This window comes from Paraburkholderia madseniana, assembly GCF_009690905.1.
Classification (GTDB): Bacteria; Pseudomonadota; Gammaproteobacteria; order Burkholderiales; family Burkholderiaceae; genus Paraburkholderia; species Paraburkholderia madseniana.
The window spans coordinates 1-18,825 of record NZ_VOSW01000033.1 but is presented as its reverse complement, the minus strand read 5'-3'; the positions used below and the strand labels follow the sequence as shown (position 1 = coordinate 18,825).

Sequence of the window (18,825 nt, the reverse complement as noted above, 5' to 3'; positions counted from 1 at the left end):
ACTCCGCCGATGCGATCCCGCCTTGGCGCGCTTCGCCCAGGATGTCTAATGAACCTTTCTCCGCATCGCTTCGCTGGGTGGCCTGACGCTCGCGCTCTTCGCGATGTTCTCGTTGGGCTGCTGCTGGCTCGCCACCGGGACCCGGCCTTCTTCCAGCTAACCATCTAAACCGTGCTTGCGGCCTGGGGTTAAGCGCGACACATCCGCCAGGTCTGTTTGCAGGCCGTCGTGACGATTGAAACGAATTTGAGCCACATATAACTGCTGCGAGCCCTGGCCCTTCCTGCGGCTTCGCCAGTACACATGCATGCTGGCGTCGTCATCCTTCCCAGGAGTCAAGCGATGCTACCCACCTCTTCTCCCCTCGACTATCTCGCCGCCTTCGCGCTCGCCTTCCTCGGCGGTGCGTTGCTCGCCGCATGCCACTGCAAGTACGTGGGCAAGGTCCGGCGCGACACCCATGCCCCTGCATACGCGGCACAGATCCATGCGTGAGCGTCCTCCGTTCTTTCCGTACGACGACGAGGACGGAGACGACGCGTTGATGCACCGTCTGCACCATCTGCATGGGCTGCGCCAGCCGCCAGAGCCTGACGAACGCGAGTCGCCGCGCTTTTGCCCAGGCAAGGGCGACCTCGTCTGGCCGTGTCCGTCGTGTGAGTCGTTGCGCACCGAGCAACGCCACATCGCCCGGCGGATCTGTAGCGCCATCGGTGCTGCAGCGGGTGCAACGAGCGCGATCGCCGCCTCGCTCCCCGGTGCGGAAACAGGCGCGGCCATCGGCCTGCTTGGTGGTCCGGTTGGCGCCGTGTGCGGCGGCATCGCTGGCGCCATCCTCGCCGGGCTTGTGACCGGCGCCGCAGGCTGCGCGACGGGCGCTGCGCTGGGCGAAGCCCTGGACCTCAAGGTGCTCGACAACTGGCGGTGTCTGGCTTGCGGACGCGCCTTCACCGTCCGCTTCAGCTGACCCATTCCGTTTCCGCGTTCCGTTTCGCTTTTCCCCGTTTATTTCCTTTCGTCCTGCCCGGCCGTGCGCCGGGCTCTATGCCCTTCCCCATTAATAAGGAGTTCAGAATGCATCTCGTACAAAGCATGGCCTATGTCGGCGAGCAACCGTGGCACGGCCTCGGCAACAGGCTCGCCCCCAATCAACCGCTCGAAGTGTGGGCGACGCAGGCAGGAATGGACTGGAGCATCGAGGAAGCCGAAGTCCGCTTTGTCGCCGCCGGGAACAAAAACCTCGGATCAATCCACGCGTTTCCCGAACAGAAGGTGCTCTACCGTTCGGACACGAAAGCGCCGCTGTCCGTCGTGTCCGCCCGCTATCAGGTCGTGCAGCCTGCAGAAATCCTGGATTTCTATAAAGATCTGACAGAGGTGTCGGGCTTTGAACTCGAAACGGCCGGTGTGCTCAAGGACGGCAAGAAGCTATGGGCACTCGCCCGCACAGGCCAGAGCGCAACGCTCAAGGGTCGCGACGAGATCAACGGGTATCTGCTCCTTGCGACAGCCTGTGACGGTACCCTCGCGACCACGGCGCAATACACGTCGGTGCGAGTCGTTTGCAACAACACACTCGCGATTGCTCTCGGCGACAGTACCGGTGCTGTCAAGGTTCCGCATCGCAGCCAGTTCGATGCGCAGGCTGTGAAGCGGCAGCTCGGTATTGCCGTGTCGTCGTGGGACGCGTTCATGGTCCGCATGAAGGCATTGTCGGAACACAAGGTCTCCGATACGACGGCGGAAACGTACTTGCGGCGCGTGCTCACGTATTCCACGACCAACCCGGCCGATCGCGATGCCATTACCACCAACGAACGCGCGATCAGGGCGGTCGGCCAGCTCTATGCAGGACGCGGCAAGGGTGCGGACCTCGCGTCTGCATCCGGTACCGCCTTCGGACTTCTGAATGCGGTGACGGAGTATTGCGATCACCATCGACGCGCTCGCAGCAAGGATCACCGGCGCGATGCCGCCTGGTTCGGTGCGGGCGCAACCCTCAAGCAGCGCGCATGGGACGAGGCGATGAAGCTCGTCGCATGAGCGTTCCATCGCTACGGCATAAGCGCCCGGTTGAGCTTCGGCTCACCGGGCTTTTTTCATTTAGGGAGGCGTTCATGTCTGAACCTGAAACAGCTGGACGTGGCAGGAGCCGTCCGGCATTGCGACTCGTTGAAACGAAGGATCTTCCACGCGAGGACTGGCTGAAGCTCAGGAAGAGCGGAATCGGCGGCTCCGATGCGGCGGCAGCCGTAGGACTCAATCCCTACATGAGCCCACTGGAACTGTGGCTCGATAAGACCGGGAGGGATACCGGGCTTGCGAAGCCCGATCCGCACGACACCACAGAGCCCGTCTACTGGGGCACCCTCCTTGAGCCGATCGTCGCGGCTGCCTACACGCAGCAGACCGGCAATCGCGTGCGCAAGGTCAACGCGGTACTCCAGCATCCGACGATCCCTTTCATGCTCGCGAACCTCGATCGTGAAATCGTCGGCGTGCCAGACGTGCAGATTCTGGAATGCAAAACAGCGGGGGAATTTGGTGCGCGGCTATGGCGGGATGGGGGACCCGAGTATGTGCAGTTGCAGGTCCAGCATCAGCTGGCTGTCACCGGCAAGCACACCGCCGATGTCGCCGTGTTGCTCTGCGGCCAGGCGCTCGAGGTGCATCGCATCGCTCGTGACGACGGGCTCATTGCCCGGCTGATTGAACTCGAAGCGCGCTTCTGGCAGTTCGTGGAGTCCGATACGCCGCCCCCGGCGGATGGCTCCGAATCGGCCGACCGTGCCTTGCGTCACCTGTATCCGGGCAACGGCGGCACGGTCGATTTCACTGGCGATCGCAACCTGTCCTCGGTCTTCGCCGATCTGGTTGCCGTGCGGGCTGAAATTGAAGGCCGCCAGATGATCGAAACGCAACTGAAGCAGACCCTGCAACAGGCGATGGGCGACGCCACACGGGCGGTGTTTGAAACCGGCGAAGTCTCGTTCAAACGCAGCAGGGATTCGTCCACCGTCGATCTGAAACGGTTACTCGTCGATCACCCCGAGTTCGAACAGCAATACGTCGCCTCAAAGCCCGGCACCCGGCGCTTTCTCGTTTCCACCTGACTTACCCGCTTTCCGTCTTCCCCCGTCCTCTGTCTATCCAAGGAGAAACACCATGCTCAAGGGACTTTCCATCACTCCGCCCGTTGTGGGGCGCATCTCGATTGGCAGGGTTGTCGAAAAGCAAGGCAAGCGCCTGCCAGAGAAGGATGACCAATTTACGCTCACCACCCAGGTGCAGCAACGCGGCGAATGGATGCTCCATCCACTCAACGAACAGTTGCGGAAGGCGACATCGGGCAAGCTGCGCTCGATTCCGGTCCGCATGCTGTTCGCCGACCCCGACCTAAACCTCCGGGCCGACTACAGCCTGTTCGATCGCGATACTGGCCGGCCCGTGTGCGTCGGCAACGGCGAAACGTGCCGGCGAATCGGCGAAGACGGCAACGGTATCGAGAGCCTGCCCTGCCCCTCGCCCGACGGCTGTGCGTTCGGTCAAAAAGGCAACTGCAAGCCGTACGCGCGGCTGAACGTCATCGTCGGCGACGAAGACGAGATGGGCAGTTTCATTTTTAGGACGACATCCTTCAATTCCATTCGTACGCTCGCCGCGCGTCTGCATTACTTCCGCGCCGTGTCCGGCAACCTGCTTGCCTGCCTGCCGCTCGAACTGAAGCTGCGGGGCAAGTCGACCACGCAAAGCTACAGAACTCCGATCTACTACGTTGACCTCGGCGTGCGGTCGGGCGGCACGCTGGAAGACGCGCTGACGCAGGCAAAGGAACTCGATACCCGACGGCGGGCAGCCGGGTTCGATCAGGCGGCGCTCGATGCGGCGGCCCGTGCAGGATTTGCGAACGGTGCATTCGAGGACAGCCCGGAAGAGCGGGCGGCAGTCGCGGAGGAGTTCTACCCCGACGCCGCTTCGGTCCTTCCGGACTCGAAGGATGGCGGCACGACCGATACGACCACACCGCGCCCGTCAACGCTGCGCGACAAGCTGGAACGCAAGGCCGTGCTGCTTGGTGGAGCGGCGGCATGACTGCGACGTCCCGCTGGGCGTTCGGGCTGGCAATTGGCGCAACGGGCACCGCGCTTAGTCTGTCGATCCTGGCAGGCTGGCAGCGCGGAGGCTCACTGCCCGAACGCATCGTGTGGGTCGCGATCGGCATGGTGCTCGTCACGAGCGCGCATCTGTTGCCGGCGTTGCTCCGGAATGCGCCGCTCCCAGTGCGCGGCACAGGTAGCCTTCTATGGGGAGCGTGTCTGGCAACCGCGTGTTACGGGCACACCCTGTTCTTCGTGCTCGCCCAGCAGCATGCGGGAGAGCTACGGGCGTTGACCGTGAGCGCTGTCCCAGCCCCTGCATCCGCTCGCAGCCTGACGGTCGTGATGTGGGAACGGACAACGTTAATGCGTCAGCTTGCGTTCGCCCAGTCGCAGCATTGTCCGCGTGACTGTTCAGGACTCGAAGCGCGTCGCGTCACGCTCGGTGCAAAGCTTGATGCGCTCGATGCCGAAGCTAACGACATCCGGCGTCAGCAGGTAGTGGACGATCGAGTCACGGCCCAGCGTGACGCGCTACGCGCCGATCCAGTCACGTCGCGACTCGCTGTGTTACTCGGCACGACTACCGGACGCATCGACCTACTGTCGGGGCTCGTGTTCGCCGCAGTCCTGGAAGGAGTGGCCTGTTTGTTGTGGACCGTCGCGCTTCGGCCGCCACCCGCGCCCGCTCCAGTCGGCGCCGTGACTCCGCCTGACATCACACTGCGGCCGGAACCAGTCACGGATGCGACTCACGTGACTCAGCCAGCAGTAACGACATTCAAATCCACTCACGCATCGGCGACCGTTAGTCACGGAGCCATGACCGCCAATCCCGCGCCGCAGGACGATCCCGTCACGCCGTTACCGGTCGCCGAACCGGCCGATGACGACGTGACACAGCTCGCCCGTGACGTCGCGGCCGGTCGCATGCGCCCGACCGTCTCTGACATCCGCCGACACCTTGGCTGTTCTCAGGCCAGGGCCGTAACACTGCGCCGCCAGCTCGCCGAACGCAACGTTACGGCATAAGCCGGGCTCCGCGCCCGGCTGTCTCCTTTCCTGTTCCTTCATCGACATGACCTGCGAGCTGCACGCCCCATTCGGGTACCGGCGCTGGCGTCGCAATCGTCCGGCGCTTGTGCTCCCGAAGTACCGGATGACAACGACGACCCACGATGGCCTGCCGTACTGCCGCGAGGAGGAGTTCACGGCAATACAGTTCCGCGCGCTCACTGCGGCGCCGTTCCCGGAGTGTGCGAACCCGACCAACTGCCTGCGCCTTGTCACGATCTGGAATCGTGCAGGCGCTGGGCGCCACACGTACGAACTGGCATGACGATCCGCACGCCTCGCGCTTTCTCCCTTCCTTTACCCCCTTTCACACCATCCTGGCCGGAGCCCTATGGATACCACAACCGATCTCGTCAAAAGCGTCAGCATCACCAATCTCGCCAACCAGCGCGTCGCCGTCGTCGAACGCGTGCGCGCCGCCCTCGATCTGCTCACCGAAGCCGAGCAGCTCGCGCGGGCTGCACACCTAGGATTCCCCAGGCTCGTCGTCGACGACAACTATGGCTGTCGCGGCAGGTCAACTATTACCGGGGAGTATGCAAAGCGCGACGAGGCTGAAGCCGCCATCGTCAGCGTGATCGACACACGCGGCTGGAGTTACCTGCTGTCCGAATCGGGACTGCGCACCTTCATGGATGCCCGCGCCCGCGAGCAGTGGAACAAACAGCTTGCCGAAGGCGACGTACCCGAACTCACTGCCGCCAACATCGAAGCCACGTTCGCGCAGCTCTACGGCTCGCGCGGCGACATGTTCGAACGCGGTGTGCTTCAGTGCTTCCGGCGGCTGTCGTGGGATTACAGGACCAACCAGCCGTTCAAATTCGGCAAGCGGATCATCGTGAAATACCTGCTCTCGCAAGGGAGCACGAATCACCGCGTCACCGACGAGCTGGACGACCTGATCCGGGTGTTCTGCGTACTCGACGGCAAGCCCGAGCCGGATCACCGGCACGGCGCGTACTGCTTTATCTCGGAGGCGCGTCAGGCGCGGCAGACTCAAGCCGAAAACGCCTACTTCCATCTGCGCTGGTTCGCAAACGGCAACGGGCACGTAACGTTCAAGCGGCCCGAACTGGTCGAGAAGATGAACCTGATTCTCGCGAAGCACTACCCGAACGCGCTCGCCTCGGAAGCACGGTAGTTCCCCCGGACGCGTCCTGCGTCTACTTCCCTTTCCCTTGCTTCAGAGACCTCGCATCCGGCCCTGTCCGGAGGCACACGCTCGTCCCTTATCAGGAGAAACCATGCATCAAACCCCTTTCATCTATCGCCCGCCGCGCCCTTGCCCCTGGCTCAAGGGGATCGGCGTCGCGGCGAGCATCACGGCGATCAGCATCGCCGCCGCCCTGTGCTACGAACAGTACCGGAAACGCGAACTGGTGCGTTCGCTCGCATCCATGCCGGGTGCAGCGGACATCCTGCCTGCACTGCACACCAACGCCGCAATGCTGCTCGATGCGCTCGGACGAGCCGTACGGCCGGCATCTCACGACAAGCCGTAACGCTTCATCCGCCTGCCCGTGCGCCGACGCCTGCCGTCGGCTCGCCGGCCCTTCGCCTGCACTTCACCCACACGCTTCCGGCCCAGCCGGAGGCCGGTGTTCGCCCATATTCAGGAGATCATCACCATGAATCTGCCTTCAACCCACCACGCCAGACCGCGCTTCAGGCCTGGCCGGATCTTCGCCACGCCTGCCGCACTGCAAGTCATCGCCGACGCGAAAGTCTCGATTCTCGACCTGCTCATCCGCCACCTTCGCGGCGACTGGGGCGACCTGTCCGAATCTGATCGGCAGCAAAACGAGCTGTCGGTCGAAGCTGGACTGCGCATCCTGTCCAGCTACGTGCTGCCCAACCAGCAGACAGTCTGGGTCATCACCGAGTGGGACCGCTCCGCCACCACGTTCCTGTTGCCCGGCGACTACTAGCGGTCAGCGCGGCAACGACGACATGGGCTGATCCAGCAACGCATCGATAAATGCATGCGGATCGGCATCGAGCACCCGGAGGAAGTCCATCAGCTCAACGAGATCGAGGCGGCGGACGCCACTCTCGGCCTTCGAAACGAAAGCTTGTGGCCGTCCGAGCCGGTCCGCGACTTCCTGTTGCAGCAAGCCGCGCTGCTTGCGCAAGTCCGCGAGCAGCGTCGCGATCCGCTGATAGCGGGGGTCGTGGATCGGATGGGTCATGGGGAAATTCTAGATACACAAAACGGATATTCTGTATCCGTATACGGTATATTCAAGGAGGTTTACATGTTTCAACTCGTCTGGCTGTCCGGCGCAGTAGCGACGGCACTCGGCATTGCCCTCGACATGCACCGGCTACGGGCTAACCGCGTTTGCCTCCGGCCAGCCGGCTGGATCATCGCGGCCGCGTGCATCGGGCCGCTCGCCGGAGTGGCATACCTGATTCAGCGGCGCGCAGCACGGGACGCTCTGATTGACGCGGTATGGCAGCTCGTCGGCGATTCATCCCACCCCGCGAACATGCGCCGCGAGCGCCTGATCGCGCTCGAACGCAGTGGCCTGCTGGGCGCACCGATCTTCCGGGCATGCCTGACGACACTGGACACAGAGACCGGCGATGCAACGTCAACGCACGACGGGGAGCCGACGCACGTAACCGATGGAGATGTGGGCCAACCGGAGTAACGCTGGCCGCGTCGGCACAGTCGTAACAGACCGGCAGTTCGCGCGCGTGGCCTGATCGCCGCATTCGTTTTTTCTCTCACCCAAACGCGCAAGTCTCCCGGCTGGGGAGATCTGTCCGGTAATCAGTTCTGGAGCAGCTCATGGCTTATTCGTGCACTGACTTTTTCGACGATGTAATGCGGTGTCTCGTCGAGTCTCAGGCAATTACTCAAGCTGAAATCCCTGTCGACGATCCCGGCTCAGCCGCTGACCTTGCAGTTGAGGCAATCGTTACGATGAATCGCTCCGGCCTGTCTTCGCGCTTCGTGCGTGAGCTACTGGACGAAGTCGAGTCACTGGGCGCCGTGGCCGAAGCACTGGGCACCGGCGCACCGGCGTTTCTTTTCTATCTGCAGGCGGCGATCCTCAACGACAGTTGCGTCAAGGCGCACGGCGCCGACTCAAAGCTCGTCGCGCTCGTTGAGCGCCTGCCATCAGCGACCATCTGGATGAAGCATATCCAGACTATCGCGGCTCGCGTCTGATTTTTCCTTTAATCCGTACGGGACACGCTCCGCCATACAAGGGAGACACCGTCGGACGCCACAAAACCATCCACCACTTCAACAGGAACACGACATCATGAAGATCAAATGCGATATGGGATTCGCTCGACTCGCGCTGTACGCCTGCATCACCGCAAGTCTCGCCGCTTGCGAACACAGCGCCCCTTCTGAAAGCGACGCGAAGCAGGCTGTCACGGATACGCTTGGCGACTGCAAATACTTCGAGCTCAAAGGCTTCAAAAAGACGAACGGCATTCCGGGCGACAGCGGGAGCGACTACCGGGTCGAGGTCCATTACACGGTTCGCATGTCACCCGACAGTGACGTCAAAGACTATGTGAAGCAATGGAGCACGCTTTACGACAGGTATCAATCGATGAAAGCCGATGCGGAACAGAAGTCGAACGATTACTACAGCCAGAAGCAGGCCTATGTCGACGCCAACCCGAACGATCTGAGCGCAGGGCAGACATTCGAGGCGCAGCATCAGGACCAGTACAAGCCGATGATGGACGAAAAGATCGAGGTGGGCAATCTGGCGAGCCGACTGAACCTCAACAGTCCGGGCCAGTTCTTCCGGAGCAGGATCGTGCAGACGTGTCCCAACGTAACCCTTCCGTTCCTCAGCAACTTTTTCAGGGGCAAGCCGACGGATCTTGCAGACGACGTCGACATGGAATTCACGCAGACGATCAGCATGATCAAGACCGACAACGGCTGGCAGGAAGCCCGGTAACCAGTCGGCTCTCAACCGTATGGCCTGCTGCGTCAGGCAGCGGGCCTTGCCCGCAATTGGCCTTGCCCGGTGTGCCGTGTGCAGCGGACCGCCCTGCGCGATGTCCACGGCGCCTGCGCCATTCCCTGAATGCCCCCTGCTTGTACGAGACAGTAATCATGCGAATCGCCATCGTTCACGACAAACCAGTCGACCTTGAATTCATCACGGCGACCCTTGCGCCTGCCGGCCACGACTGCCATGCGTTCTCGTCCGGCCACGCGTTCATTCACCGCCTGCAGCGCGAAAGCTTTGACCTTGTCACGCTGGACTGGAACCTGGCCGGTATGCCCGGCGATGCAGTGCTGCGCTGGATTCGCGAGAACTGCCCGCCAAGGCTACCGGTCATGTTCATCTCCAACCGCTCGGCGGAGATCGACATCGTGGCTGCCCTCACTTCCGATGCTGACGACTACGTAGTGAAGCCAGTTCCCTCGGCGGTGTTGCTCGCGCGCGTGACGAACCTGTTGCGCAGTGCCTGGCCACAGCACCGGTCGGAGGTAGAGACCTTCGGGGACTACGAGTTCGGCCTGGCGCAAAGAAGCGCCACGCTTTGCAGCCAACCTGTCGCTCTCTCTACGAAGGAATTCGACCTTGCGCTTTTGTTCTTTCGCAACATCGGGCGGCCACTTTCGCACGCGCACATATTCGAGATGGTCTGGAAGCATTCTCCGGAGATCCTCACGCGCACCCTCTCCACGCACGTCTCAGCGGTGCGGGTGAAGCTCGACCTTCGCCCGCAAAATGGCTACTGTATCGTTCCCATATACAGTTACGGCTACCGGCTCGAGAAGATCGCAAGGCGTACTGCTCCACTCGCGCCTCCAGAAGCGGAGGTGCATACGGTCTGAAACCTGGGTTTGTCGCGCGGGCAATTTCTCTGAACTCGTTCGCCGTTTATCATCGGCCGTTATTGGCCAGATTTCGCGAGATATGCGCCAATCGGGGCCGCAACCCTCTCATCGCAGAGGGTTGCCACTTCAATGCCGCCTTCGATTCATTTTTTTTTGCAGCCCGCGAGCGACCTCCATTCAGGTCGCTTCCATTGGACCGAGTACACAACGAGACGACCAACCCAGGTCGCGCAGGCCGTTTCATCGTTCATACCAGTCACATCAGTGGTCTGGAAGACTCTGACCGGTTGGAGTAGGCTAAAGTACCTGTGATCGACACCAGGAGCATGTATGGCAGGATTCCCTGGCGACGCCGCGGTTGAGTGGCGGGATGAAGACAGCGTCCTGTGGGCACATCAGGACGGGCTGGTGATCGCGCTCGTGCCCAGAGAGTCACTATTTCTGCCTGCACTAAAGATTGTGCGGGAAAAGCTCGCGGAATTTCGCGTCGACGCTCCCGGCACAGCCGGCGAATTGATCCTCGACGCTACGCAGGACTGGATCTGGGATGACAGCGTAGGCGCGGTGGATTTCACGAACCTGGCAAACGTCCACGGTCTTAAAAACGCCCGGATCACTCTGTCCCTCGCCGATGCCGAAGACCTTGAGTCGACGGGACGGCGGCATTTCTTTGAATATCGGCAGGCTCTTGACTTCGCCCGTGCCGTCGTAGGCAACCGTTACACGGGATAGAGCCGTTTGGCATGCACGCAATTCCGGCCGCGAGGCGGCGGGAGGCAAGAATGTCAGAAAGAATAACGCAGGTATTGAGCCTCCACCGGATCACGCCGCGGTGCTATGACCTTACCAGCGTCAGGACAGGAAGCGTACGGGACCAGTTGATCCGCGCCACGTTACTCGCGGACGCCTTGTTGAGATCAGGTCTTGTCGCTGTTCAGCGCCGCGACAGTGATGATGAACAGAAGGCCATAAAAAGGAAGCGACTCCTCGTGCTGGGGGCTGGCGTCGCCGGGGTAGCACTGGGGTTGTCCGCTGCGGAGCAGGGCGCAGACGTGACGATTGTGGAAAAGGAAACATACCCTTTCGGGACTTTGGCTAGTTGCTACTGGCGAACTGTCGATCCAACGGAGTATGACTGGCCACACCAACACTGGAACCAGGGATCGCTACCGATCGTACTGCCTGGAGCCCCTGTCGCAACGGGGCCGGGAGGCCCCCAATCGCCAATCCAGTTGCCCCTGCCCCCGAGTCGGCTTACTGGGTCCAGGCTTGCAGGTGTCTGGTCCAGTCTTCATAGCTCAGCACTGTCCCCGCCCGTACCGGACTCGACAATCGCGGTCGGTGCAGGTTCATTGACCATCCTGTACGGCCGAAACGCCAACGATTTGACAATCGACGACAGCCTTGCGGCATCTGCGCTCGCAACGCGTGTCCCCGGCCACCCAATGCTCACCGTGTCGGATGCGGCCGCGACCGAACTGGTGCGGGTGACGTCGGGTTGGACGACCCCATCCTGGAATAGTGAGAAGTTTGCAGCGATCGTGTCCTGCATCGGCTTCGGGGAGGAAATCACGTCCGAGAGACCTCCGCCCCCAACCGGCCAGCGAGGCAATTGGAACGGGTTCACCGGCCATCACTTCTGGCAAGACTACGACGGAATGAAGCGTTCCGGGTTCTTCAAACGAACCAATCGCACCATGCCAACAGCGATCCTGATTTCAGGGTCCGGCGATGGTGCCATGCAAGATTTCCAGAGAGCGGCGACCGGGCGGTTCGGCCGGGATCTTTACGAGAAGATCAAGAGTGCTTTGCCCACGGGGCGCTTTACACCAGAAGGATTCATGCAGGACGCCATTCTTGCCGAAGATTATGCTCGGCGGGCTCATGGGTGGCGCCCTATCGGTGCGTCAATCGACGCGACCTTCCAGCACTGGCATGACGCATATGAGCGCGCCGTGAATGAAGTCTGGAGCAGATGGAACTCGGCGACTAAGGAGCATGAAGCCGTCGCAAAAGCCGTGCTAAGGCCGGAGGTTATCAATGAACTGACCGGCAGCCCTGGACCACGGGTGACGGTACGGTGGGTCATTCGTGAGTCGACGCCCGCGTATACGTACGGCCTTAACCGTTTCCTCAGCCTGCTCGTCTTGCGGCTGATGGCGCTCCTTCAGGGCGCCGACCACGGCAGACCACATACGCTACTGACACAGCATGAGATTCATGCCATCAGCCCGCATCCGCCCCACGTGTGCTCGGGAAACCCGGCAGGCTGTTATGCCATTGTGCATGACGTCCTGTTGAGAAACGTCGTAACTCATGCTTCAGTGTGGAATCAATTTGATCTGATTCTGATCAGGCACGGACAGGAAGCCTCTCCGCTACTTGGCGGAGCGTCCGTGCCCGAACAGCAGGTGCCTTTTGATATCCCGCGATAGGAGCGTGGTCGGCGCTCGCTAAAGCCGGTGCTCCGGCTGTTCGACGCGACGTCGCGGTCGTTCAGACAAAGCAATAATTTGCCGGGCGCGCGGCAGCGTGAACGTTGTCCATGGACGCGGCGTGTTTGCCTCGGCATAACGACCAAGGCGATCGGCAACAGCCAGGGCGGGGCTCCAGCGTCACACCGTTATTTCCCGCCAGGACACTGGACCGTCGGAGACCGCCCATTCTTAACGATCGTCTGCTCCTGCTGGATACAATCGGCCTGCGCCTTGAGCGCGTTGTCAGCAAAACTCGCATTGGTCCCCGCGAGTCCGGCATAGCCGACCGCGATCTGCTCATTGCTGACCGCAAGTCCTTCTTGGCCCGTTACCGCGCCGTTTCTCGCCGTGATGGCCGCGTTGCGGGCGGTAACTGCACTCGTGTACGCCGCCCCGGCATTTCCAACTGCCGTCAGCCCGGCGCCAATCGTCGAGTTGTCCTGGAACGACAGAATATTCATCGCCCCGTCTGGACCCAGCGTCAACGCGAGGCTCATATCCTGACCGAACCCATTATGCAGGGGCATATCCAGTTTCTTTCCAAGCTGTGGTACGGACACCTGAACCTGTTGCTGGAGGTCAACATTGGCCCCTGTCGGGTCCGGAGGGACAACTCCAAACTTGTCCGCGGGTCGGCAAAGACCCAGGCAAGCACGGAAAAATCCTGTCGCTGGTTGGCGCACGACAAGCCCGTCATGTTCAGTCGCGCCACCCGGAGCAACTCGAGGAGCTGAAGGGTCCGACGTGGCCGTGGGAGGCCGAAGCGAGAACTTTCTCACAAACAGCTCGAACGATACGTCCGTCATCTCCGGCACGAGCACGTTTTCGCCATTCTTTGCACGGGCCGCCGCCGCGATCGCAGCTGGGTCGTTTTCCGGGACTTCGGTCACTGGGTTTGCCCCGTTGAAAGACACATCGAGCCATCCGTTCTGGTAGCTCTTGTCGACCCATTCGTCTCTGACATATTTCAGGAGATCGGCCATGTACAGGTGGTTGTCGGACAAGGTGCCGTCCTGCTCGTTTACAAAATCACCGATCTTCGGTTCGATCGTGATCGGAATGATCAGGGTGACCGCTTTGGTCGCATCCGCGACATCATTCGCGGCCTGCGAGATCGCCGCGTCGGACGCAGCCGAAGGAGAGGACGCACCGGTCGCTGACCTAGTCTTCGCCTGCAGTGCCTTGAGGGCGGCCTTTTTCGCCTTCAACTCGTCGACTGCTCTTTTAGCGTCGGCGCTACACGCCGAAACAATCTCGTACGGCGGTTGGGTGGGCTGCGGAACCTGCCCGACAAGATAAGAGTCGAGAGTATTCTTGTAAGCCAATGCGTGCTCCGCCAGTTGCCGCTGTTGCGTTGCAGCCTGCTCTGCCGGGACATGAACATTGCCTATTAAAGCGGCACCGGCGATCGATGCTACGGTCTGCAGAAACACGCCGGAGATCTGAAGGGTTTGATCGCTGGACTCGGTATTCACGCTCTGCAAGGTCTGATCGCCGGCAGTGCTGACCTTTAGATTGGTCGACTTCCAGAACGTCGAAAGCTGCGTATAGTCGACGTAGTACCGCTCATCTGGATCGGCTTCAAACGCCTCTGCAGTGGCGGCCACGACTTTCAGGTTGAGAGAGGGGAAGGCAGAGACTTTTGCCGGGTCGCAATTGACAAGCGTCACCGAGAAGGTAGTTGTTAGCCTTGCTTTGCTGAGCGCGTACGGGAAAGCCGCCGGCGGAACCTGCGACGTCTCGTCAGCCAGATGGTAAGTCACGAGGTCAGTGCAACCGATAATCAAAAGAACGGATGCAAACGCCAGCGCTCTCTGAGCCAACGCAGTCCGATTCATTGGAGTCTCCTGTGAACAGCCCCCTGCAATGTGCCGAGGTTTCCGCCGAAGAATGACCGGCAACAACGCGTCTTTACGTCTGGGAACGCACAGACCTACGCCGATACAACGGAATCCCCCTATGAAACTGCCTGCCCGACCTGCCAGGAAGCAGGCGCCGTGAGCAATCGCGCGCGCGGGCTCTGCTCCCCAGAGGGAGCCGGGCAGCTCCACCTCGCGCGGTCATGCTGGCTCGGCAGATCGCGCTGCGGGCAGGACTGAGCGCCCCAGGTAGCTGGTAGGACCGCCGGGGCCCAGCCCCTTCGCAATCCCATCCACGGCGGAGTGCTACTGCCCCAGCTGGCTCTGCTGCGAGACTGTTTGAGCCGCACTTCAGGCACCAGAAACGAAAGAACCGCCCGAAGGCGCGTTGACTAGGCTGATTAACTATTAGGCACACGGCAATTTGTATTGCAGCATCGCCAAGAGCATCAGCAGGAAGGTCCCGATCATTTGTGGCGTCGAAGAATCCTGATTGGGCTATGACGCAGTGGCTCAGGCGCCGTCGTGGTGGCCACGCGTATGAGTGGCACCGGTGTGCTGCGACGAGGGCTTTTTCTGTTGGCCAGCCATTGCCGCCGCCAGTGGTCGGCGAATGAAATCAGGCAGCGCCTTATCCAGAAACCCAAGTGCCAGCCCCACGACCAGTGCGACCACGATATTGTCGCCAATGTGCAGGGCCGAGAAGGAACCGAGGTTGAAGCTGACGACACCGGAAAGCAGAATCAGCATCGTAAAAAAGGCTGTCAGCCCGTAGCCGAGAAAGCGAGACCACGGCTTGAGCATGTCGGCTTCGACGATATTCAGCTGAGTGAATTCAAGTGTGGAGCAACTCCAGAACCGTGACAGCCAGATACCCCACATTGAGGCCGCGAGTGCCGCGCCGACGTGAAAAGGCGCCGTGTAGAGGTCGAACGACACCTTGTCGGACAGTGCGATAGTGGTTGTGGTGGCCGGCGCCAAGTCGCGTAGGTACGCTGCGGTTATCAATTGCACGGCGAGTCCAATGAAGAGCAGGGAGCCACTTGAAATCATTGCGACCCGGGCGAGGTCACTTAGATATTTGTCTTTGATAGCAGGTCCTTCGCGGTCCAAAACCTCCTGCCGGAAGTCCGCCAGCCACTTCGTGCCGTAGCCCAGCATCGCTGGGCTGTCACCAAAGATAACCTGCGCGTACTTAAGAAGTCGTTCGAAATCTGCTCTGAATGTGGCGTCGTTGCTGGTGGCGGCACGTACGACGTTGACCGTGACATCAAAAGCCCGTTGCAGTTCGCCCTGCTCCGGAGGGATAACACGTCCGGTGAAGTTGGGGTTTGGAGAAAAAAGAAGGCGAGAGCGCACACTAGGGTTCTCCTGAACTACAAACGCGCAGGCCAGCTGCGTGCCTCGTTGATCTGCACCTCTCTGACCTGCGCCCCCATGTCCCGTGCCCGTGCCTGTATGGCGGGGCGGTCGGCTTCCTCGGCCCCCTGCCGATGTGCCGCCAGCCTGTTGTGCGTTTTCGGGCTTCCGTGTGCGTGGGCGAAGTGCGATAACCGGGCCCACGCCGTCCTTGCCCGCAGGCTGTCGTTTCCGGGAGTGCCGCCCTCTTTGCGCAGAGAGGGCAGCAGGGTCCTGCGAAGCCTCTGTCTGGGTGTGCTCCCCGGATTCGCTCTGGCGCTGGAGCTTCGCGTCGGGCGAAGCGTCGAGGGGGGCTGGTGGCTCAGGGGCTACATTCTTGTCAGGCGGCTCCGGGTCGAGATCGCCGGGGGGCTGGCTCATGGGATTAGCTTGCCGCAGTGCGGGCAATGTTTGCCGGGAAGTGGACCCACGTCTCCCATTACCGGCGGTCGGTCGAAAAAATCCCGCGGCAATGCGCCGATGCTTACGGCCTGCTCAAGCAAGGGGCCAAGACGGCTGAGTTCGTGCAGTAGCGATCCGCGGTCGAGGTTGAGCATCGGACCCGCCCCGGTTGCGAGTTCCTGGTGAAGCTTGCTGAGTTCTGGTGGAAGCATGGTCGGGTCTCCTTCGTCCAGTGCATTGGGTCGTGCATCGCGCAGTCCGGGTGCCGCCGCGCTGGCAGTTTCCGCTAAAGCTGCCGGCAGGTTCGAAGGGAATGCTTTCAGACCTGCCCACACAACGCTGATAGGTGCCAGACCCGTCAATCACTGTAGGAGACGTGCCCCAATGCCTGGGGCACACCTTGCTAAATTGTGTGCGGTGTCCCACAAATGTCTCGGCCGTGCTTAATCGCGACTTTCCGAGGTGACGAGCACTGACGCGAAACGAGGGGTATTCCAAACCGCGTGAAAAAAAAGACGGTCTGAAGTAGCACGGAAAAGAGGGAGTCAACCATGTCAGGAATGGCCACAGCAGTCGCGCTTCGAGCTTCGATCAGCGTTGTGCGTGCCCGGCCGACTCTCGCAAGAAACCGTCCGGCGAGCGGCTTGACACCTTAAGCGTCCAACTGCATAACGACGCTGCGGATACCCGGGAGATGTTATTGCCCGCGGGCGTGTTCCGCAGCGTGCTGCAGATCAGCATGGACGGGGGCAAGACCTGGTGGAGTCTCGCGCCGCCGGGCGAATTAACCGACAGTATCGTCGACGTCGTCAGCAATCGCATCTGGATGCGCGACACCAAGGGCCGTCTGGTATCGGGACATTCAGTGAGTGACGTTCGGTAAGCCGATTGGGCAATCGTACGCGGAGGGCAAGCGCCCCGGCTGAAGGTGATCCGCGGGACGGCATAGGCAGGTGCGCTACCCGGCGCACCTGCCATCGAGACCGCCATCTTTTTTTGCCTGCCGCGAGCATGACAGGCGTTCGTCAGCGCCCTGCCGGTTTCCCCATCTCTTCCGCTGATAGAATTCCTCACGAACGGACCGTGTCACTGATCAGGAGCATCATGGATTACCGCGTCAGCTACGAACATAGCCTGAAAAGTGCACCGGACGACTTTATCGTTCACGTGCCGCCGCAGCTCGTCGACGATGTGCCGGCCAACGTGCCCCGCGCACTCCTGCCTGAATACATCACCGACCTGATTCTGAAGCGCTCGCCTCAGATCGGAAAAATCCGCTGTCTACGGATTCTCTGAGGAAGCCATTCAGCTGACGTCGGGTTGGGAACGTCGCGGCTTCAGAGTCTGGCCGCCTCTCGTGTGTCGGCACACTTAAGGCACTTGGGGCAGCAGACAAGGGCAGGCGTCGATCAACCCTGAACAACTCCAGTCCTCGTGTCTCTTGAAGGCAGCCATTTGCTGAGTGCAGGACTCGACGCATCGCAAATGTCCCCTTCGGCGGATGAATTGCCAAACGACTCGAAAGAAATAAATGGCCGTCCCAACTTCGAAACGGTCGCTGCAAAAACAAATTAATAGTTTTCCTCCGACAAGACACTGTCCGGACGAGACATAGACGATCAATATGCCGTTGCCGTCTCCTTACTGGTGCAAATGACGCATAGCTGCCTCGTTATCCCGTAGCGTGGAGCCAAAGCGCGTCCTTGCGCCTTACGTTCACGTTCGGAGATAGGAGATTCTTCATGGAAATTTGCATAACGATCGGTGGGCAACGACATTGCTACGAAGTTCCAGTGGTGGAACTTCCGATCACGATCCATAAGCCCGGCCCAGGACCAGTCAATTACCCATGGCTTATCCGCGATGCGGTCATTCTCGCGGCAGTGAAAGCAGCCGCAGACAAGGTCGCAGACGCCGATGTCCGGGAGAAACTGGCCGCCGGAGTTAGTGCGGCCTTGAAGGCGGTAGAGGAGCGAGCCGGCTCCCACGTGAGCATACAGGAGTGAGTTTGCGCCACCGGTAGGGCCTGCACCATGCGGGCCATACCGGCATCTCAGGTAAGTTGCAGATTTTCGCTTGAACCCCGGCACTCTAGGTCCGCTCCCGTTTCGCACCCTATTCGCCAAGCCTGCAGCGGTTCGAGATTACAAAAACGACAACTGAGGTGTGCTCCGCAGGTGATCCGGCAGACGGGGTTCGACCATGAGGCGTCATTCGCTCGTCGTATCGCGCAGTCGCTCAGACGTCGGTACTGACCAGTCAGCGGCCATTCGATTGGCGATGACAGATGTTGCTTCATCAGTCGAAGTGATCGTTCAACTGTCGATGTTGGTAGAGCAGCTAAACACCACTCACCGGACCTTCGCCACGAACAGTGGCGAAGACGGCTTGGCGGGTAGCGATTGCGTATTTTCGACCCTCACGGACGGTAGTGCTACGTCCAACGCAACAGTTGCTTTACCGGTTCTGGTGACCGTAGGTGTGCCTGCTTGGACAGCGTCAAGCAGAACGTCCGGTTTACCGACATTCATCTTGGCCGGTCGGCCGAGGTGATTGTCGCTGTTTAGCTGGCCATGGTTGTCGCTCCGTTCGGGTTGTCAGTGGGTAATTGACGGCGTCGCTCCTTCTGTTTGTCGCTGGCTTTGCGGCGCCGGTAGCTTTCGACGTTCAGCTCGAAGATCGTCGAGTGA

General features: G+C 60.9%; 22 protein-coding genes and 1 pseudogene. 20 read left to right on the top strand and 3 right to left on the bottom strand.

From position 1 onward, the window contains the following. Positions 1-342: 342 nt before the first annotated feature. From FSO04_RS46410 to FSO04_RS18600, 10 genes are all read left to right on the top strand, one after another. The gene (locus FSO04_RS46410) at positions 343-495 is read left to right on the top strand and encodes a hypothetical protein (RefSeq protein ID WP_166618207.1); all 153 of its coding nucleotides are present in this window, start codon (positions 343-345) and stop codon (positions 493-495) included. After that, a complete protein-coding gene (locus tag FSO04_RS46890; RefSeq protein ID WP_154561240.1) occupies positions 488-967 on the top strand; it encodes a hypothetical protein in 480 nt (159 codons plus the stop codon). The genes FSO04_RS46410 and FSO04_RS46890 overlap by 8 nt, the downstream gene beginning before the upstream one ends. A 107-nt stretch (positions 968-1,074) precedes the next feature. Further along, entirely contained in the window at positions 1,075-2,043 is a 969-nt protein-coding gene (locus tag FSO04_RS18635; RefSeq protein WP_154561239.1) for a DUF932 domain-containing protein, read from the top strand. 74 nt (positions 2,044-2,117) lie between these two features. Further along, positions 2,118-3,113: a YqaJ viral recombinase family nuclease gene (locus FSO04_RS18630; RefSeq protein ID WP_154561237.1), complete on the top strand. Its 996-nt coding sequence runs from the start codon at positions 2,118-2,120 to the stop codon at positions 3,111-3,113. 52 nt (positions 3,114-3,165) lie between these two features. Then, positions 3,166-4,092: a recombination directionality factor gene (locus FSO04_RS18625; RefSeq protein WP_154561235.1), complete on the top strand. Its 927-nt coding sequence runs from the start codon at positions 3,166-3,168 to the stop codon at positions 4,090-4,092. After that, complete coding sequence (locus FSO04_RS18620) at positions 4,089-5,129, top strand: hypothetical protein (RefSeq protein WP_154561233.1); 1,041 nt, start codon at positions 4,089-4,091, stop codon at positions 5,127-5,129. The genes FSO04_RS18625 and FSO04_RS18620 overlap by 4 nt, the downstream gene beginning before the upstream one ends. 127 nt (positions 5,130-5,256) lie before the next feature. Further along, positions 5,257-5,436 carry a hypothetical protein gene (locus FSO04_RS18615; RefSeq protein WP_154561231.1) on the top strand — a complete coding sequence of 60 codons (180 nt, stop codon included), beginning with the start codon at positions 5,257-5,259 and terminating at the stop codon, positions 5,434-5,436. Positions 5,437-5,502: 66 nt separating this feature from the next. After that, positions 5,503-6,312 carry a DUF4942 domain-containing protein gene (locus FSO04_RS18610; protein WP_154561229.1) on the top strand — a complete coding sequence of 270 codons (810 nt, stop codon included), beginning with the start codon at positions 5,503-5,505 and terminating at the stop codon, positions 6,310-6,312. 103 nt (positions 6,313-6,415) lie between these two features. Then, on the top strand, positions 6,416-6,673 hold the full coding sequence (locus FSO04_RS18605; RefSeq protein ID WP_154561227.1) for a hypothetical protein: 258 nt from the start codon (positions 6,416-6,418) through the stop codon (positions 6,671-6,673). Between the two features lie 126 nt (positions 6,674-6,799). Next, positions 6,800-7,099: a hypothetical protein gene (locus tag FSO04_RS18600; protein ID WP_154561226.1), complete on the top strand. Its 300-nt coding sequence runs from the start codon at positions 6,800-6,802 to the stop codon at positions 7,097-7,099. Positions 7,100-7,102: 3 nt separating this feature from the next. Here the strand turns inward: FSO04_RS18600 and FSO04_RS18595 are convergent, their stop codons facing one another. Beyond that, positions 7,103-7,360 carry a helix-turn-helix domain-containing protein gene (locus FSO04_RS18595; protein WP_154561225.1) on the bottom strand — a complete coding sequence of 86 codons (258 nt, stop codon included), beginning with the start codon at positions 7,358-7,360 and terminating at the stop codon, positions 7,103-7,105. Between the two features lie 66 nt (positions 7,361-7,426). Here FSO04_RS18595 and FSO04_RS18590 point away from each other — a divergent pair, with 66 nt between their 5' ends. The 7 genes and pseudogenes from FSO04_RS18590 to FSO04_RS18565 all read left to right on the top strand — a co-directional run bounded on the left by FSO04_RS18590 (position 7,427) and on the right by FSO04_RS18565 (position 12,434). Then, the gene (locus tag FSO04_RS18590; RefSeq protein WP_174825297.1) at positions 7,427-7,825 is read left to right on the top strand and encodes a hypothetical protein; all 399 of its coding nucleotides are present in this window, start codon (positions 7,427-7,429) and stop codon (positions 7,823-7,825) included. Positions 7,826-7,965: 140 nt separating this feature from the next. Next, positions 7,966-8,349: a hypothetical protein gene (locus tag FSO04_RS18585; protein ID WP_154561224.1), complete on the top strand. Its 384-nt coding sequence runs from the start codon at positions 7,966-7,968 to the stop codon at positions 8,347-8,349. Between the two features lie 97 nt (positions 8,350-8,446). Beyond that, complete coding sequence (locus FSO04_RS18580; protein WP_154561223.1) at positions 8,447-9,106, top strand: hypothetical protein; 660 nt, start codon at positions 8,447-8,449, stop codon at positions 9,104-9,106. A gap of 158 nt (positions 9,107-9,264) precedes the next feature. After that, positions 9,265-9,996: a response regulator transcription factor gene (locus tag FSO04_RS18575; RefSeq protein ID WP_154561222.1), complete on the top strand. Its 732-nt coding sequence runs from the start codon at positions 9,265-9,267 to the stop codon at positions 9,994-9,996. Between the two features lie 333 nt (positions 9,997-10,329). Further along, on the top strand, positions 10,330-10,731 hold the full coding sequence (locus FSO04_RS18570) for a hypothetical protein (protein WP_154561221.1): 402 nt from the start codon (positions 10,330-10,332) through the stop codon (positions 10,729-10,731). A gap of 11 nt (positions 10,732-10,742) precedes the next feature. After that, positions 10,743-11,078 (top strand): annotated as a pseudogene (locus tag FSO04_RS48730) (FAD-binding protein); the annotation flags it as partial. Positions 11,079-11,351: 273 nt separating this feature from the next. Then, on the top strand, positions 11,352-12,434 hold the full coding sequence (locus FSO04_RS18565; protein ID WP_233464900.1) for a hypothetical protein: 1,083 nt from the start codon (positions 11,352-11,354) through the stop codon (positions 12,432-12,434). 188 nt (positions 12,435-12,622) lie between these two features. On the opposite strand, the gene FSO04_RS18560 is transcribed toward FSO04_RS18565, so the two are convergent. Further along, on the bottom strand, positions 12,623-14,314 hold the full coding sequence (locus tag FSO04_RS18560) for a hypothetical protein (RefSeq protein ID WP_154561219.1): 1,692 nt from the start codon (positions 14,312-14,314) through the stop codon (positions 12,623-12,625). A gap of 534 nt (positions 14,315-14,848) precedes the next feature. Continuing rightward, a complete protein-coding gene (locus FSO04_RS18555; protein WP_154561217.1) occupies positions 14,849-15,694 on the bottom strand; it encodes a hypothetical protein in 846 nt (281 codons plus the stop codon). Between the two features lie 1,135 nt (positions 15,695-16,829). On the opposite strand from FSO04_RS18555, the gene FSO04_RS18550 reads away from it, so the two are divergent. The 3 genes from FSO04_RS18550 to FSO04_RS18540 all read left to right on the top strand — a co-directional run bounded on the left by FSO04_RS18550 (position 16,830) and on the right by FSO04_RS18540 (position 18,141). Further along, positions 16,830-17,018, top strand: a complete 189-nt coding sequence (locus FSO04_RS18550) for a hypothetical protein (protein WP_154561215.1) — start codon at positions 16,830-16,832, stop codon at positions 17,016-17,018. 221 nt (positions 17,019-17,239) lie between these two features. Beyond that, positions 17,240-17,431: a hypothetical protein gene (locus FSO04_RS18545; protein WP_154561213.1), complete on the top strand. Its 192-nt coding sequence runs from the start codon at positions 17,240-17,242 to the stop codon at positions 17,429-17,431. Positions 17,432-17,877: 446 nt separating this feature from the next. After that, a complete protein-coding gene (locus tag FSO04_RS18540) occupies positions 17,878-18,141 on the top strand; it encodes a hypothetical protein (RefSeq protein WP_154561211.1) in 264 nt (87 codons plus the stop codon). Positions 18,142-18,825: the final 684 nt, after the last annotated feature.

Excerpts from the sequence above, each read along its gene's own strand:
- FSO04_RS46410 (WP_166618207.1), top strand. The coding sequence starts at position 343 with ATGCTACCCACCTCTTCTCCCCTCGACTATCTCGCCGCCTTCGCGCTC.
- FSO04_RS46890 (WP_154561240.1), top strand. The coding sequence starts at position 488 with ATGCGTGAGCGTCCTCCGTTCTTTCCGTACGACGACGAGGACGGAGAC.
- FSO04_RS18635 (WP_154561239.1), top strand. The coding sequence starts at position 1,075 with ATGCATCTCGTACAAAGCATGGCCTATGTCGGCGAGCAACCGTGGCAC.
- FSO04_RS18630 (WP_154561237.1), top strand. The coding sequence starts at position 2,118 with ATGTCTGAACCTGAAACAGCTGGACGTGGCAGGAGCCGTCCGGCATTG.
- FSO04_RS18625 (WP_154561235.1), top strand. The coding sequence starts at position 3,166 with ATGCTCAAGGGACTTTCCATCACTCCGCCCGTTGTGGGGCGCATCTCG.
- FSO04_RS18620 (WP_154561233.1), top strand. The coding sequence starts at position 4,089 with ATGACTGCGACGTCCCGCTGGGCGTTCGGGCTGGCAATTGGCGCAACG.
- FSO04_RS18615 (WP_154561231.1), top strand. The coding sequence starts at position 5,257 with ATGACAACGACGACCCACGATGGCCTGCCGTACTGCCGCGAGGAGGAG.
- FSO04_RS18610 (WP_154561229.1), top strand. The coding sequence starts at position 5,503 with ATGGATACCACAACCGATCTCGTCAAAAGCGTCAGCATCACCAATCTC.
- FSO04_RS18605 (WP_154561227.1), top strand. The coding sequence starts at position 6,416 with ATGCATCAAACCCCTTTCATCTATCGCCCGCCGCGCCCTTGCCCCTGG.
- FSO04_RS18600 (WP_154561226.1), top strand. The coding sequence starts at position 6,800 with ATGAATCTGCCTTCAACCCACCACGCCAGACCGCGCTTCAGGCCTGGC.
- FSO04_RS18595 (WP_154561225.1), bottom strand. The coding sequence starts at position 7,360 with ATGACCCATCCGATCCACGACCCCCGCTATCAGCGGATCGCGACGCTG.
- FSO04_RS18590 (WP_174825297.1), top strand. The coding sequence starts at position 7,427 with ATGTTTCAACTCGTCTGGCTGTCCGGCGCAGTAGCGACGGCACTCGGC.
- FSO04_RS18585 (WP_154561224.1), top strand. The coding sequence starts at position 7,966 with ATGGCTTATTCGTGCACTGACTTTTTCGACGATGTAATGCGGTGTCTC.
- FSO04_RS18580 (WP_154561223.1), top strand. The coding sequence starts at position 8,447 with ATGAAGATCAAATGCGATATGGGATTCGCTCGACTCGCGCTGTACGCC.
- FSO04_RS18575 (WP_154561222.1), top strand. The coding sequence starts at position 9,265 with ATGCGAATCGCCATCGTTCACGACAAACCAGTCGACCTTGAATTCATC.
- FSO04_RS18570 (WP_154561221.1), top strand. The coding sequence starts at position 10,330 with ATGGCAGGATTCCCTGGCGACGCCGCGGTTGAGTGGCGGGATGAAGAC.
- FSO04_RS18560 (WP_154561219.1), bottom strand. The coding sequence starts at position 14,314 with ATGAATCGGACTGCGTTGGCTCAGAGAGCGCTGGCGTTTGCATCCGTT.
- FSO04_RS18550 (WP_154561215.1), top strand. The coding sequence starts at position 16,830 with ATGTTATTGCCCGCGGGCGTGTTCCGCAGCGTGCTGCAGATCAGCATG.
- FSO04_RS18545 (WP_154561213.1), top strand. The coding sequence starts at position 17,240 with ATGGATTACCGCGTCAGCTACGAACATAGCCTGAAAAGTGCACCGGAC.
- FSO04_RS18540 (WP_154561211.1), top strand. The coding sequence starts at position 17,878 with ATGGAAATTTGCATAACGATCGGTGGGCAACGACATTGCTACGAAGTT.